Annotated in this window: 12 protein-coding genes; 5 read left to right on the top strand and 7 right to left on the bottom strand. The window is 64.6% G+C overall.

The window, feature by feature from the left end; genetic code table 11:
* Positions 1-38: 38 nt before the first annotated feature.
* Positions 39-845, bottom strand: a complete 807-nt coding sequence (locus tag D3F03_RS09720; RefSeq protein ID WP_119109164.1) for an ABC transporter ATP-binding protein — start codon at positions 843-845, stop codon at positions 39-41.
* A gap of 20 nt (positions 846-865) precedes the next feature.
* Entirely contained in the window at positions 866-1,873 is a 1,008-nt protein-coding gene (locus D3F03_RS09715) for an ABC transporter substrate-binding protein (RefSeq protein WP_119109163.1), read from the bottom strand.
* A gap of 190 nt (positions 1,874-2,063) precedes the next feature.
* Here D3F03_RS09715 and D3F03_RS09710 point away from each other — a divergent pair, with 190 nt between their 5' ends.
* Both D3F03_RS09710 and D3F03_RS09705 read left to right on the top strand, forming a co-directional pair.
* Positions 2,064-2,738, top strand: coding sequence for a response regulator transcription factor (locus tag D3F03_RS09710; RefSeq protein ID WP_119109162.1), 675 nt, complete (start codon positions 2,064-2,066; stop codon positions 2,736-2,738).
* Positions 2,731-4,149 (top strand): sensor histidine kinase, encoded by a 1,419-nt coding sequence (locus D3F03_RS09705; protein ID WP_158606151.1) that lies wholly within the window; start codon positions 2,731-2,733, stop codon positions 4,147-4,149. The genes D3F03_RS09710 and D3F03_RS09705 overlap by 8 nt, the downstream gene beginning before the upstream one ends.
* A 268-nt stretch (positions 4,150-4,417) precedes the next feature.
* Here D3F03_RS09705 and D3F03_RS09700 read toward each other — a convergent pair whose 3' ends face one another.
* Positions 4,418-4,741 (bottom strand): ATP-binding protein, encoded by a 324-nt coding sequence (locus D3F03_RS09700; RefSeq protein ID WP_342769312.1) that lies wholly within the window; start codon positions 4,739-4,741, stop codon positions 4,418-4,420.
* A 404-nt stretch (positions 4,742-5,145) separates the two neighbouring features.
* On the opposite strand from D3F03_RS09700, the gene D3F03_RS09695 reads away from it, so the two are divergent.
* A complete protein-coding gene (locus tag D3F03_RS09695; protein ID WP_119109159.1) occupies positions 5,146-5,478 on the top strand; it encodes a DUF805 domain-containing protein in 333 nt (110 codons plus the stop codon).
* A 76-nt stretch (positions 5,479-5,554) separates the two neighbouring features.
* On the opposite strand, the gene groL is transcribed toward D3F03_RS09695, so the two are convergent.
* Together groL and D3F03_RS09685 are read right to left on the bottom strand one after the other, a co-directional pair.
* On the bottom strand, positions 5,555-7,204 hold the full coding sequence (gene groL / locus D3F03_RS09690) for a chaperonin GroEL (protein WP_119109158.1): 1,650 nt from the start codon (positions 7,202-7,204) through the stop codon (positions 5,555-5,557).
* An 84-nt stretch (positions 7,205-7,288) separates the two neighbouring features.
* Entirely contained in the window at positions 7,289-7,579 is a 291-nt protein-coding gene (locus D3F03_RS09685; RefSeq protein ID WP_119109157.1) for a co-chaperone GroES, read from the bottom strand.
* Between the two features lie 322 nt (positions 7,580-7,901).
* Between D3F03_RS09685 and D3F03_RS09680 the strand changes: the two genes are divergently transcribed.
* On the top strand, positions 7,902-9,545 hold the full coding sequence (locus D3F03_RS09680) for a methyl-accepting chemotaxis protein (protein WP_245960563.1): 1,644 nt from the start codon (positions 7,902-7,904) through the stop codon (positions 9,543-9,545).
* Between the two features lie 149 nt (positions 9,546-9,694).
* Complete coding sequence (locus D3F03_RS09675) at positions 9,695-11,473, top strand: EAL domain-containing protein (protein WP_158606150.1); 1,779 nt, start codon at positions 9,695-9,697, stop codon at positions 11,471-11,473.
* Between the two features lie 98 nt (positions 11,474-11,571).
* On the opposite strand, the gene D3F03_RS09670 is transcribed toward D3F03_RS09675, so the two are convergent.
* Both D3F03_RS09670 and metK read right to left on the bottom strand, forming a co-directional pair.
* A complete protein-coding gene (locus D3F03_RS09670; protein WP_119109155.1) occupies positions 11,572-12,621 on the bottom strand; it encodes a bifunctional nicotinamide-nucleotide adenylyltransferase/Nudix hydroxylase in 1,050 nt (349 codons plus the stop codon).
* A gap of 509 nt (positions 12,622-13,130) precedes the next feature.
* Positions 13,131-14,312 (bottom strand): methionine adenosyltransferase, encoded by a 1,182-nt coding sequence (gene metK / locus D3F03_RS09665; protein ID WP_119109154.1) that lies wholly within the window; start codon positions 14,310-14,312, stop codon positions 13,131-13,133.
* Between the last annotated feature and the right edge of the window lie 123 nt (positions 14,313-14,435).

Genomic DNA, 14,435 nt, shown 5'->3' with positions numbered 1-14,435 from the left:
GTAGTCTCTTTGTTGGAGTAAGCAAGGGCGGAGGGGGATCAATGGATCACCACTTCTTCGCGCAAATCGGCCCAGATGTGTTTCGACAGCTCGATGAAGTGCGGGTCGTAGCGCACCTCGGACATCACGCGCGGGCGCGGCAGGTCGATTTCGTACACGCGCTTGAGCGTGGCCGGGCGCGCCGACAGGACGAACACGCGGTCGGCCAGCGCGATGGCTTCCTCCAGGTCGTGCGTGACGAAGACCACCGAGCCGCCTGTGCCTGACCACAGTTGCAGCAGCTCGTCCTGCATCAGCGTGCGCGTCTGCATGTCGAGGGCCGAGAAGGGCTCGTCCATCAGCAGGATCTCGGGGCTGTTGATGAAGGTCTGCGCCAGCGCCACGCGCTTGCGCATGCCGCCAGAGAGCTGGTGCGGGTAATGGTCGCCGAAGGTGTCGAGGCCGACGCGCGCAATCCAGTCGTCGGCCAGCGCATACGCCTGTGGTTTGGGCATGCCGCGAAACAGCGGGCCAGCTGCCACGTTGTCCCTGACGCTGCGCCACGGAAACACGGCATCTGCCTGAAACACGAACCCGATGCGCGGGTCGATGCCCTGCACCGGCTGCCCCATGATCGCCACCTCGCCCACGGTGGGTCGCAGCAGGCCGGTGATCATGTTCAGCGTGGTCGACTTGCCACAGCCCGTAGGGCCGACGATGGCGACGAACTCGCCACGCGCCACCGACATGCTGAAGTTGCGCAGCGCCACCGTGGCGTTGCCGTCTGCGGAGATGAAGCGCAGCGAGACATCGCGGAATTCGATGGACGGGGTATTGCCTGCGCTGGCTGGCTGTTCATTCTTCATGGGCATCTTGATGGCAAGGGTTATTTGGCGTCCAGATACGCGTTGGTGTAGGTCTTGGACAGATTGATGTTCGCGCTCTTGACCTGTGGCTTGTAGGTGGCGAGCACCTTGAGCACGGTTTCCGGGCCGCCAGCGGGCATGTGCCCGTCGGTGGTGAACATGGGCAGCGAGGCTTTCAGGGCGGTCACGTACAGGGCCTTGTCGTTGCCGTAGAAGTCGCGCGGCACCAGATCGGCAATCTCCTCGGCCGTGTGGGTGTGGATATAGACCATGGTGCGCGCGAACGCCTTCGCCAGCTTCGAGGCCTCGTCCTTGTGCGATTCGGCCCAGCTGTTTTGCACGTACAGGCTCGCTGCCGGGTACAAACCCCCCAGCGCCTCCTGGGTGGTGGATTCGGTTCGCAGGTCCACCAGCACCTGGGCGTCACCTGTCTTGAGCAATTGCGAGACGGTGGGCTCCGTGGTCATGCCGGCCTGGATGCGGTCTTGCTGGATCGCGGCGATGAAGGTGTTGCCGGCGCCGACCGGCAACAGAGAAATATCTGCCGATGCAACCCCTTTGCGGCCGGCGAGGTAGCGGGTCAGGAAATCGGTGGACGAGCCCAGCCCGGTCACGCCCAGCGTCTTGCCCTTTGCGTCCGCCATGGATTTGAATGTTGGAGCGGCCTTGGTCGATACCATTTCGACTTCGCCAGGAACCTTGCACAACACCGCAATGGCCTCGATCTCCTTGCCCTTGCTTTGCAGGTCGATGGCGTGGTCGTAAAAGCCCACCACGCCTTGCACGGCACCGGCAATCAACTGGTTCTCCGCATTCACGCCGGCGGGCGCGGACTGCAGACTCACATCCAGGCCGGCATCCTTGAAGTAGCCCAGCTTCTCGGTCAGCATGGCCGGCAGGTAAATGATCTTGTTGATACCGCCCACCATGATGGTGATAGGCGCATCGGCGGCCTGGGCGAAGGGGGCGGCAGCGGCCAGTGCGGTGCAGAAGGCGCTGGCGATCAGGATGCGGCGTGAGGGATGCATGGTGGTTCGTCTCCAGAGTTGTACAAAGGGCTGCGAGCGCTGGTGCCGCAGAGTTCCGCCAGTCTAAAAATTGCCATCCTTCGGACAGCTTTCGGCCGGTGGCGAAATCACTCATGGTTATCCCTAGGCTCGCTGCATTGCCGGCCGGGCACGCTCTGCTGCGGTTTGTGGAATGATTTGGCCCCCACCCATGAAGCTGCTGCTCATCGAAGACGACCCACAACTGGCCCATTGGCTGGCCAGCCTGCTGCGCGAGCAGGGGTTTGTGGTCGACCACATGCAGGACGGCGACGCCGCCGACCGGCAGTTGCAGCAGGCGCGCTACGACGTGGTGCTGCTGGACTTGAATATCCCGCGCCTGTCCGGCAAAGGCGTGCTGCGCCGCCTGCGGGAGCGGCGCGACGAGGTGCCGGTGCTGATCCTGACGGCTGCCGCCTCGCTCGATCAGAAGGTGCTGTGCCTGGAGATCGGCGCGGACGACTACATGGTCAAGCCCATCGAGAGCCGCGAGCTGGTGGCCCGCATCAAGGCCCTGGTGCGCCGCCAGGTGCCCGGCAAGGCCAACGAGATGACTTGTGGCGACCTGCACTACGACCTGCGCACGCGCGCGTTCGCGCTGGACGGGCGCGAACTGGCGCTGCCACCGCGCGAGCGCACGCTGCTGGAGGCGTTGATGCTCAAGGCCGGCAGCACGGTGCCCAAGCAGACGCTGATCGACGGCTTGTTCGACCTCGACGACGAACCCAGCGCCGATGCGGTGGAGCTGTATGTGCACCGTTTGCGGAAAAAGCTCGAAGCCAGCCAGGCCACCATCATCACCCTGCGCGGTGTGGGTTACCTGCTGCGCACCCGCGACGATGGCTAGCCTGCGCCTGCGCCTGGTGGCGTGGCTGCTGCTACCGTTGTCGGTGTTTGTCGCCGTGTGCGGGTTTCTGAGCTGGCGCAATGCCGCCGAGGTGGCCGATTACGTGCAGGACCACGACCTGCTCGCCTCGGCCAAGGTGCTGTCGGACCGGCTGATCTGGGAGGGCGACGACGTGCAGGCCAGCGTGCCGCCAGCGGCGCTAAGCCTGTTCGTATCGCCGGCGCATGACCGTGTCTATCTCAGTGTGACGGATGCCAGCGGCCGGCTGCTGGCGGGCCTGCCGGGGTTTCCCCTGCCGCAGCCGCGCCGGCTGGTGGGCACAGATCGCGCGCAGTGGTACGACGCCACGTTCGAAGGCCGGTCCGTGCGCGCCGTGATCACGCAACGCGCCATGTACGACGTGGCCGGCGCGCGCGACATCACGATTGCGGTCGGCAAGACCACCGCCAGCCGCGACCAGATGGTGCGCACCTTGTGGCAGCCGTCCATGGAGTACCTGCTGATCGCGCTGGTGCTGGCCTTGGTGCTGACGACGCTGGCGCTGACCTGGGAACTGCGCCCCGTGGTGCGGCTGAGCCGCCAGCTCGCCCAGCGCGACCCGCTGCACCTGGACTTCGTCGTGGATGCGCATGCCTTGCACACCGAGTTGCGGCCGGTGGCCGAGACCATCAACCGTTTTGTGCGCCAGCTCAAGAGGCACTCGGAGGCGCAGCGGCGCTTCATTGCCGACGCAGCGCACCAATTGCGCACGCCGCTGGCGCTGCAGGCCTCGCAGATCGAATTTGCACGCTACACCCGCCAGCACCGGCAGAACTGGGAGACGCGCCGCGCCGATATGGACGCGATGTGGCGGGCCCTGCAAACCAGCAACCGCCGCCTGATCGACGTGACCAACAAGCTGCTGCTGCTGGCGCAGGCCGAGCATGGCGATGCGCACACCCGGCTGGAGCCGACCGACCTTGCCGCCGTGGCGCTGCGCTGCGTGGAGCAGCTCGCCGCGCTGGCGGACCGCCGCCAGATCGACCTGGGCCTGGACGCGCCACAGGCCGCTGGTGTCGCAATGGTGTTCGCGCAACCTGCGCTGCTCGATGCCTTGGTGAGCAACCTGCTGGACAACGCGCTGCGCTACACCCAGGAGGGCGGCCGTGTGACGCTGGGTGTGCACGTGGCCGCCGCAGGCGTCGCGCTGACGGTGGAAGACAACGGGCCGGGCATCCCGGCAGAGGCGATGGAGCATGTGTTCGAGCGCTTTTACCGCGTCTCGCAGGACACCGAGGGGACCGGACTGGGGCTTGCGATCGTGCAGGAGATTGCGCGCGCATTCGGCGCCACGGTTGGGCTTGCCGCCAACCCGCACGGGTCGCACGGTGTGCTGGTCACGGTACGCTTTCCTGCGGCTGCGCCAGCGTAGATCAGCGAGGGCACCGAACCGGTGTTCCGTGGTGCGGTGCGGGTTTTGTCGGTGGGGGCCAGGCCTCCCTCTCGATCATGTCGCCATCGGTGTGGTTAGCGCCGTTGGCCACGGTCTGGCGCAGGCCGTGCACACGGATATGTGAAAATACAAGAGAAATATGGCTATAGCGCTTATCTGGTAAGCGCTAGCAGCTATATTTTTAATAGTAAATTGCGCCCATAGGCAGCCCCGCCGCCTGCCTGCGCATGCACCTTCAGGCAGGGCATCACCAGGCCACCTGCACCCGCAAGCCGCCCAGCGCCGGGCTGCGATCCACCTGCAAGCCCAGGCCGTGCAGGCGCGCGATGCGCTGCACGATGGACCAGCCCAGGCCGCTGCCGCTCTGGCCCGTGCCCAGCACGCGGTAAAAGCGCTCTCCGAGCCGCGCCATTTCGCTCTTCGTGAGGCCCGGGCCGCTGTCTTCCACGCACAGCGATGCCGGGCTTGTGGCGCTCGCAGGCGTGAGCCGCAGGTGCACCGATGCGCCCTGGGGGCTGTAGCGCAGCGCGTTGTCCAGCAGGTTGCGCAGCAGCAGGGGCGCCGGAGGCATCGCTCCAGCGCTGCATCTGCAGGGCGGCGGTGGTGTCGGCGGCGTGCGCCAGGTGCAGGGTGCAGGCCAGCGCCAGCAGCGCGGCCCGGGCGGTCGGGAGAAAGCGGTGTGAGAAATGCATGCCGCCATGGTGCGAGGCGGGCATGAAGAATGGCTTAACGCGGGACGCGTCCTGAGCGGTGGCCAAGGTCGGGCCAGAAGCTAGAGTAAATAAGGCGTCCAGCGCTTATGGGGAAAGCGTTTGTAGCTATCAAATTAAAAGCAACGGGGCGGCGCCATGCCGTCTTGAGGCCGCAAGCGAAGCCCGTTCGCAGGAGGGTGAACGGGTGGCGCAAGGCGCCTATCATGGCGCGGGGCATGCGCCCCGCAATCCAACCATCACCCGCCAAGAGAGGAACCGCACCATGAATTTTATGCAGGCCATTCAAAGCTGTCTGAGCCAGTACGCGACGTTTTCGGGCCGTGCATCGCGGTCTGAGTTCTGGTGGTTCTTCCTGTTCCAGATACTGGCACTGATTGTCTCGGGCATGCTGGGCGACGTGGCGTACAGCATTCTTGCCTTGCTGTTGTTGCTGCCCGCGCTGGCCGTGGGCACGCGCCGTCTGCACGATGTTGGGCGTTCGGGCTGGTGGCAACTGCTCACGGTCACTGGAATCGGCTATCTGGTGCTGCTGTATTGGTTCGTCCAGCCCGGTGAAGCACAGGCCAATGGCTACGGCGAAGGGTCGGTTGCCTGAACGAAAAAACCCGCAGGCCGTAGAACCTGCGGGTTTTGTGCAGTGCTGAGGCGGAGCAAGCCCCGCCCCGGGGCCATTACATGCCCATGCCGCCCATACCACCCATGCCGCCCATGTCGGGCATGCCGCCGCCGGCAGCGGATTCGTCCTTCGGCGCTTCGGCGACCATGCATTCGGTCGTCAGCATCAGTGCGGACACCGAAGCGGCGTTCTGCAGTGCGGTGCGGGTGACCTTGGTCGGGTCCAGAATGCCCATTTCGATCATGTCGCCATAGGTGTCGTTGGCGGCGTTGAAGCCGTAGTTGCCCTTGCCACCCAGCACGGCGTTGACCACCACGCTCGGCTCGCCGCCGGCGTTGGCGACGATTTCGCGCAGAGGCGCTTCGATGGCCTTGAGCACCAGCTTGATACCGGCCTCTTGGTCAGCGTTGTCGCCCTTGATGGTGCCGGCAGCCTGCTTGGCACGCAGCAGCGCCACGCCGCCGCCAGCCACAATGCCTTCTTCCACGGCAGCGCGGGTGGCGTGCAGGGCGTCTTCCACGCGGGCCTTCTTTTCCTTCATTTCGACTTCGGTGGCAGCGCCGACCTTGATCACGGCCACACCGCCGGCCAGCTTGGCCACGCGCTCTTGGAGCTTCTCGCGGTCGTAGTCGCTGGTGGCTTCTTCGATCTGTACGCGCACTTGCTTGACACGCGCTTCGATGTCGGCAGCCTGGCCTTCGCCGTCGATGATGATGGTGTTTTCCTTGCCCACTTCCACGCGCTTGGCCTGGCCGAGGTCGGAGAGCTGCACTTTTTCAAGCGTCAGGCCGACTTCCTCGGCGATAACCTTGCCGCCCGTCAGGATGGCGATGTCTTCCAGCATGGCCTTGCGGCGGTCGCCAAAGCCAGGGGCCTTGACAGCCACGACCTTCAGGATGCCGCGGATGGTGTTGACCACCAGCGTGGCCAGGGCTTCGCCTTCGACGTCCTCGGCAATGATGAGCAGCGGACGGCCAGCCTTGGCCACGGCTTCCAGCGTGGGCAGCAGGTCGCGGATGTTGCTGATCTTCTTGTCGAACAGCAGCACGAAGGGGTTGTCCAGGATCGCGGCTTGCTTTTCGGGGTTGTTGATGAAGTAGGGCGAGAGGTAGCCGCGGTCGAACTGCATGCCTTCGACGACATCGAGCTCGTTGTCCAGGCTCTTGCCGTCTTCCACGGTGATCACGCCTTCCTTGCCAACCTTGTCCATGGCGTCGGCAATGATCTTGCCGATGGATTCGTCCGAGTTGGCGGAGATGGAGCCGACCTGGGCGATTTCCTTGCTGGTGGTGGTGGCCTTGGAGGCCTTCTTCAGCTCGGCGACCAGGGCCGTGACGGCCTTGTCGATGCCGCGCTTCAGGTCCATCGGGTTCATGCCGGCGGCCACGTACTTCATGCCTTCGCGCACGATGGCCTGGGCCAGCACGGTGGCGGTCGTGGTGCCGTCACCGGCGTTGTCGCTGGTTTTGGACGCGACTTCCTTGACCATCTGCGCGCCCATGTTCTGCAGCTTGTCCTTGAGTTCGATTTCCTTGGCGACGGACACACCGTCCTTGGTCACCGTGGGGGCGCCGAACGAGCGCTCGAGCACCACGTTGCGGCCCTTGGGGCCCAGGGTGGTCTTGACCGCGTTGGCCAGAATGTTCACGCCTTCAACCATGCGTGCGCGGGCTTCGCCGCCGAAAACTACGTCTTTTGCTGCCATGTTGGAGCTCCTGAATATGGGTTAAATACGTTTTTAGCGCTTATCTGGTAAGCACTAGTAGCTATCGAATAAATAGCGTTTGAATTACTTCTCGACGACTGCAAACAAGTCGTCTTCCTTCATTACCAGCAGTTCGTCGCCATCGACCTTGACGGTCTGGCCGCTGTACTTGCCGAACAGGACGCGGTCGCCCACCTTGACGCTCATCGCGCCCAGTTCGCCCTTGTCGTTCTTCTTGCCGGGGCCAACCGCCAGCACTTCGCCCTGGTCGGGCTTCTCGGCGGCGTTGTCGGGAATGTAGATGCCCGAAGCGGTCTTGGTTTCGGACTCGACGCGTTTGACGATCACGCGGTCAGCAAGGGGACGAAGGTTCATTGCAGTACTCCTGGTTCAAAAAATGCGCCGTGAAGGCAAAGCGCCTGGCAGGGCAGGCGCTCGGTGATATCAGTCCGTGCAGGTTGCTAGCACTCGCATTGGACGAGTGCTAATGATAAGGGCATTTGGCCTGGTTTCAAGGGTTGGCGCTGTGCGATTGCGGTGGCGGCGGCTGGGGAACGCCGCCGCACTTTCGTCGGCACACCACTGAAAACAAACTGACACATTTGCAGCGCACAGTGTGTTGCAGTGCCGCAAATACCGTCTGCGGCGATTCGATGCCCCGCCCATCCGGCGGCCTTTCCCTTTCGCACCTTGTGACATGTCCATCGACGCGCCTTCCTTGCCCACGCCTTCCGCTACCGGCTCCCTGGGGCGCCGCTTGATCTCCGTCTTTCTGGCCGTCCTGGCACTGAGCCTTGTCGGCGCGGCCATCGGGATCTGGTCGCTCTACCGCATCAACCAGTCCACCGAAGCCATGGTGCAGCGCAGCGTGGCGAACGAGCGGCTCGTGGCCGATGCTTACCGGCTGCAGGCGATCAATTCCGAGCGCTACAAGGCGGTCGCCCTGAGTTCCGAACCCGAGGTGGGTGAGATCCTGGGAGCCGACATCGCGCAGACGCAGGGGCAGTACGACGCCCTCATCGCGCAGCTTGGGAAGCAGCTCAGTACCGACGACGATGCCCAGCGGCTGGACCATGTGCGCAGCATGGGAGAAGGCTTTCTGCGGGCCCGCACCGAACTGGTTGCCGCGCGCGATTCGGGCCTGACTTCACGTATCAACAAGGTCTACGCCGAGCGCTTCCTGCCCTCTTCTCGGGCCCTTCTGCAGGCCTTGGACGAACTTACCCACTCACAGCGCCAAGCGATCGATTTGGCGGCATTGCGCGTGGCGGAGCTGAGCAAGGTCGCACGCCTGTCGCTGCTGGCCTTCGGTGGACTGTCGCTGGTGCTGGGCACGCTGCTGGCGCTGTGGCTGGTGCGCAGCATCACGCGGCCCATCGCCCTGGCCAGCGCCACGGCCGACCGCGTCGCGGGCCTGGACCTGCGCCACGATATCGTCGGCCACGCGCGCGACGAAACGGGCCACATGCTCGCATCGCTCGCCACGATGCAGGGAGCGCTGCGCACCCTGGTGCAGCAGGTGAGCGCCTCCGTGCAGGGCGTTCGCATGGCGTCCGCGGAAATCGCCAACGGCAACGCGGATCTGTCCAGCCGCACGGAACAGACCGCCGCCCGCCTGCAGGAGACCACGTCGTCGCTGGAGTACGTCACGCGCAAGGTGCAGGAGTCGGCCGACACGGCACAGCGCACAGAGGCCCTGGCCGTGCAAGCCGCCAGCGTAGCCCAGCAAGGCAGCGGCGTGGTCACGCGCGTGGTGTCCACCATGCAGCAGATCTCCCGCAGCTCGCAAAAGATTGCCGACATTACCGGGGTGATCGACTCGATTGCGTTCCAGACCAATCTCCTCGCGCTGAACGCAGCGATTGAGGCGGCGCATGCCGGTGAGCAGGGCCGGGGTTTTGCCGTGGTGGCCAGCGAAGTGCGCCGCCTGGCGAACCGCTCAGCGGAAGCGGCGCGCCAGATCAAGACGCTCATCATGGAATCGGTGCAGCAGGTGGATGCCGGCACCAGCCTGGCGGGCGATGCCGGCCACACCATGGAGCGGGTGGTCGCGTCGATCACGCACGCGGCCGAAGCCATGGCCGAGATCAAGGCCACCAACCAGGCGCAGAACCAGGACATCGCCGCCATCCACGCGACCATGTCGCATTTGGACCAGATGACGCAGCAGAACGCCGCGCTGGTGGAGCAATCCGCCGCGGCGGCCGAGAGCCTGCTCGGCCAGGCGCACGACCTGTCGGCGCTGGTCGGCCGCTTTGTGCTGCCCAAGCCGGCAGAGCACGCGCCCGTGAGGCTGCCGCCGGCTGGGCGACGCGCGCTGCTGGTCGGCGCCGGTGCTTAGAACGCAAACAGGCTCTTATGCTGAACCAATACCGCCAAACCAACGCATGGGCGCCTGAACGGGCGATTGCGGGACCGTGGGTCAGAGATCGGCCCGCGCATCCTTCCCCTGTGGGCGGACCTGTGCCATCGGCTCCTGGGTCTCACACCATGTCCATCGCCCGTCTGCTCGACGAGAACACGCTGCGGGCCCACTACCAGCCCATTGCCCGGCTGGACAACGGAGCGGTTGTGGCCCATGAGAGCCTGATCCGTCTGCCTGCAGGCCATGCCATACGCAACCCGGACGAACTGTTTCATGCTGCTCGAGAGCAAGGGCTGCTGGTACGCCTTGAACAAGCCTGCCTTGACGAAGGCATCCGCACCTGGAGCAGCCTTGCTGGCCGATTGCTTTTTTTGAACCTGAGCGCATTCGCCGTCGTCGAGATGGTCGATCGATTGACCGCAGCGGGCGTGGCATGGGCGCTGGAAGCGGCAGGCGTGTCCCCATCCTCCCTGGTCATCGAGATCACCGAGCACGATCACGCAATGGATATCTCGCGGCTGATCCATGCGGCAACGCAGATCCGCGCCTGCGGCGTCCGATTTGCGCTGGATGACTACGGTGAGGGCCATTCAAGCCTGCGTCTCTGGGCAGAGTTGCGGCCCGACTACGTCAAGATCGACAAGTACTTCATCGCAGGGGTCGAGGCCAACCCGGTCAAAGTGCAAACCCTCCGAGGCCTGGTGCATTTGGCAGAGATTTTTGGCTCGACGCTTATCGCAGAGGGGATCGAAACGCAAGCCGAGCTGCGTGTCGTGCGCGATCTGGGCATCGCACTGGGTCAAGGGTATGGCCTGGGGCGGCCCCAGCAGCGACCCGCCCTGGACATTCTGCCTGCCGCGCAGGGCGTGATTGCCAGCGCTGAAATCTCCGTGCTGCCCAGCCTGGCGCGGGCTGGCGGTGGTGATGTGACGCTCGCGCGCGTGACGACGTGGGTAGAGCCGCAGCATCCGGCAATCACGGTGAACGAACTGGCCGAGGTGTTCCAGACCCACAGTTCGCTCAAAGCGATCGCGTTGGTGGACAGCGGCCGCCCTGTGGGGCTGGTCATTCGCCAGACGTTCAACGACAGCTACTCCAGGCCGTTTTTCAAGGAATTGTTTGGAGGGCGTCCTGCCATGCAGTTCGCCAACACCAATCCCTTGGTGCTTCAAAAGCATGCTGGCGTTGACGCCATGACCGACGTGCTCATCTCGGCCGACCAGCGCTACCTGTCGGAAGGCTTTATCGTTACGGAAAACGGCCAATACGCGGGCCTGGGCAGTGGGCAGCAGTTGGTGAGGCTTGTGACCGAGGTGCGCATCGAAGCTGCCCGGCATGCCAATCCCCTGACCTTCTTGCCTGGCAACATTCCCATCAACGAGCACATACGACGGTTACTGAAGGCGGGGCGACGGTTCGTGGCCTGCTACGCCGACTTGAACGATTTCAAGCCATTCAACGACCACTACGGGTATTGGCAAGGTGACGAAATGATCCGCCTGGCGGCTCGCACCTTGGTCTCGCATTGCGAGCCGCAACGCGACTTCCTGGGCCATGTGGGCGGCGACGACTTCATGATTCTTTTCCAGAGCGAGGATTGGGAGCAGCGCTGTCGGCTCATCCTCGAGTCTTTCAACGAGCGTGCACGGGATCTGTTCGATGAGGAGGCTTTGCGGCGCGGCGGCATCGATGCAGAGGATCGGCACGGCGTACGGAGGTTTTTCCCGTTCACTACGCTGTCGCTTGGTGCCATCGTCATCGAGCCCGGGCATTTCGACAAACCCGATGCCGTCGCCTCTGCGGCGGCTGCGGTCAAGCACCAAGCCAAGATGGGACACGAGGGGCTGGTTGTCGCGCACCGCCCAGTTGTGCGTCCACACCCGCAAGCGCAGTCCTGGCAATAAGGCCGGGCGGGTCACAGGTCTGCCGTGCGGGATGGCGGTGCGTCTTAGAACGTGTTTACGATCTCCCAGGGGCCTCCCGGGAGATCGTAAACACGTTCTTACGTGCCCGCTTCTGCATGCGGCAGCAGGCCCAGGAAATGGTCCAGGACATGAAAATGGTCGTCGAAGAACTGCGCTTCAAGTGTCGGCAGGTCGCCCACGGTCACCCACAGCGCCTCGGCGGCATCGTCGCCGCCGTGCACTGGGGGAAGTGCAGCACCCGGGACGTCAAAAAAATGCACGTGGCTGATGGTGCGCCCGCGCTGGCTGCGCCCCGGGTGGTCGAATACGGCCACGCCCTGCAGCGCCGCAGCCAACTCGGCCGCTGTGAGGCTGCACTGCGTTTCTTCGGCCAGCTCGCGCAAGCAGCTTTGCCACAAGGTTTCAGTCACGTCGATGAACCCCCCGGGAAGTGCCAGCAGGCCCTGCCCGGGCGCGTGCGCCCGGCGCACCAGCAGCACGTGGCCGCAGGCACGCAGCAGCGCATCGACGGTGACGAACACCGGTGGGTAGGGCGCGCCCGCCCAGGCGGCGTGGCTTTGCTTCAAGGCACGCCACTCCGTTTGCAAGCGTGTGAATTCGGCCGTCTCGCGAAAACGGTCAAGAAACGCGACGGCTGCGCGCGGAATTTGTCCGGCCAGTGCGCTGGCGGACTGGCCGCCGAAATACGCGTCGCGCAACGCCGTTGCGTCGGTATCGCCCTGGCGCGGTAGCGCGCGCAACGGCCAGGCAGGGAAGCTGCGCAGGTAGCCGCTGCTGGTGTCCTTGAAATGGCCGACGAGGCAGATCTGGTGGGGTGACGAAGCGCCGCTCTGCTGCGCCAGCAGCTCCTGCACGCCGGCCTGCACCGCACGTGCCCAGCGGGGCTCGTCGTAGTAGTCGCGCACGGGCAGCACCCGCAGCCGCGTCCGTTCGGCTTCTGGCAGCGCCTCGCGCAGCAGCGCTGCCCGCTCCTGCCAGGTGAAAGGGTTGCGCGGGGAACGTGCGGCATGGGCCGAGCCCAACACGACGACGACCTGGCGAGCGGCAGCCAATGCGTCGCGCAGCAGCGCCAGATGGCTGTTGTGTACGGGCTGGAAACGCCCGATCAGGATGGCGGTGTCGTACATGCTTCAAAAAAATGAGCTGCTGGCGCTTGTGTACCAAGCGCCAGGGTGGATTTTCAATCAAATCGAGCGGGTGCGGCCACCAGGATAGGCCGCCGTGCGATGCGTCCGGACGCAAACGCCTGGACCGCTAGAGAGAAATCTGGCGCGAACGCGCCTTGGGGCATGGCTCGGGTGACGGCCTTGTCCGGTTTTGGTCTGCGCTCACACCGCTGCGCGCTATGAGCTTCGCCCGCTCGCGGCAACTGCGCATTCGCGCAGCGGGCTTACAGCCCGGCCGCAGCCCGTAGGGCTGCGGCTTTGTGGTCTTCGCTCACATTGTTGCGCAATATGAGCTTCGCCCCAAAGCCCAAGATTTGCTGCACAAGTGCTGGTCTTACAGACCAGCCGCTGCACGCAGCGCTTGGGCTTTGTCGGTGCGTTGGCTTCGGCCGGGCCTTGCGGCCCTTCACATCGGCTGCGCCGATATGAGCCTGCGCCGAAAGCCAGCCAAGTTCGCTGCGCTCAGGGCCTTACAGGCCCGCTGCCGCGCGCAGCGTGGCAGCCTTGTCTGTCTTTTCCCAAGTGAACTGGGGTTCGTCGCGGCCGAAGTGGCCGTAGGCGGCGGTCTTTTCGTAGATGGGACGCAGCAGGTCGAGCATCTGGATGATGCCCTTGGGGCGCAGGTCGAAATGCTCCTGCACCAGCTTGGCCAGTTGGTCGTCGGGGATGACGCCGGTGCCCTCCGTGTAGATCGTCACGTTCATCGGGTGGGCCACGCCAATTGCGTAGGCGACCTGAATCTGGCACTGGCGCGCCAGGCCGGCAGCGACGATGTTCTTGGCCACATAGCGGGCGGCGTAGGCGGCGCTGCGGTCCACTTTGGTCGGGTCTTTGCCGCTGAAGGCGCCGCCGCCATGGGGGCAGGCGCCGCCGTAGGTGTCGACGATGATCTTGCGGCCCGTGAGGCCGCAGTCGCCCTGCGGACCACCGATGACAAAGCGGCCGGTGGGGTTGATGAGGTACTTGGTCTCCGCCGTGAGCCACTCGGCCGGCAGCACCGGGCGAATGATCTCTTCGCGAATCGCCTCGTAGAACTCGGGCTTCATCTTGTCGCCCAGGCTCATTTCGGGCGAATGCTGGGTCGAGAGCACCACGGTGTCGATGCTGTGCGGCTTGCCGTCACGGTAGCGCAGCGTGACCTGGCTCTTGGCGTCGGGGCGCAAAAAGGGCAGGCGCCCATCCTTGCGCAGTTGCGACTGGCGCTCGACCAGACGGTGCGCGTAGTAGATGGGCGCTGGCATCAGGTCGGGCGTTTCGTCGCAGGCGTAGCCGAACATCAGGCCCTGGTCGCCCGCGCCGGTGTTGAGGTGGTCGTCGCTTGCATGGTCCACGCCCTGGGCGATGTCGTTGCTCTGCTTGTCGTAGGCGACGAGCACGGCGCAGCCCTTGTAGTCGATGCCGTATTCGGTGTTGTCGTAGCCGATGCGTTTGATGGTGTCGCGCGCCACCTGGATGTAGTCCACATGCGCGTTGGTGGTAATTTCGCCAGCGAGCACCACGAGGCCGGTGTTGCACAGCGTTTCGGCGGCTACCCGCGAGAGCGGGTCCTGCGTGAAGATGGCGTCGAGGATGGCGTCCGAAATCTGATCGGCGACCTTGTCGGGGTGGCCTTCGGAGACGGATTCGGAAGTAAAGAGAAAGTCGTTCGCCATTTGAATAAACTCCTGTGCTGGCTGGTGGGGCGTTGCCCGCAGCCTTTTGAAGCTCTGGCGAACGCTTTAGCAGTCTTGTTTAACGTCGCTCTGCAAGTTGCTCATTTAACTCAGCGACCCTGC

The organism is Simplicispira hankyongi (assembly GCF_003570885.1).
In the GTDB taxonomy this organism is placed as follows: domain Bacteria; phylum Pseudomonadota; class Gammaproteobacteria; order Burkholderiales; family Burkholderiaceae_C; genus Simplicispira; species Simplicispira hankyongi.
The sequence above is the reverse complement of the archived record's forward strand: the minus strand, read 5'-3'. Positions and strand labels throughout refer to the sequence as shown.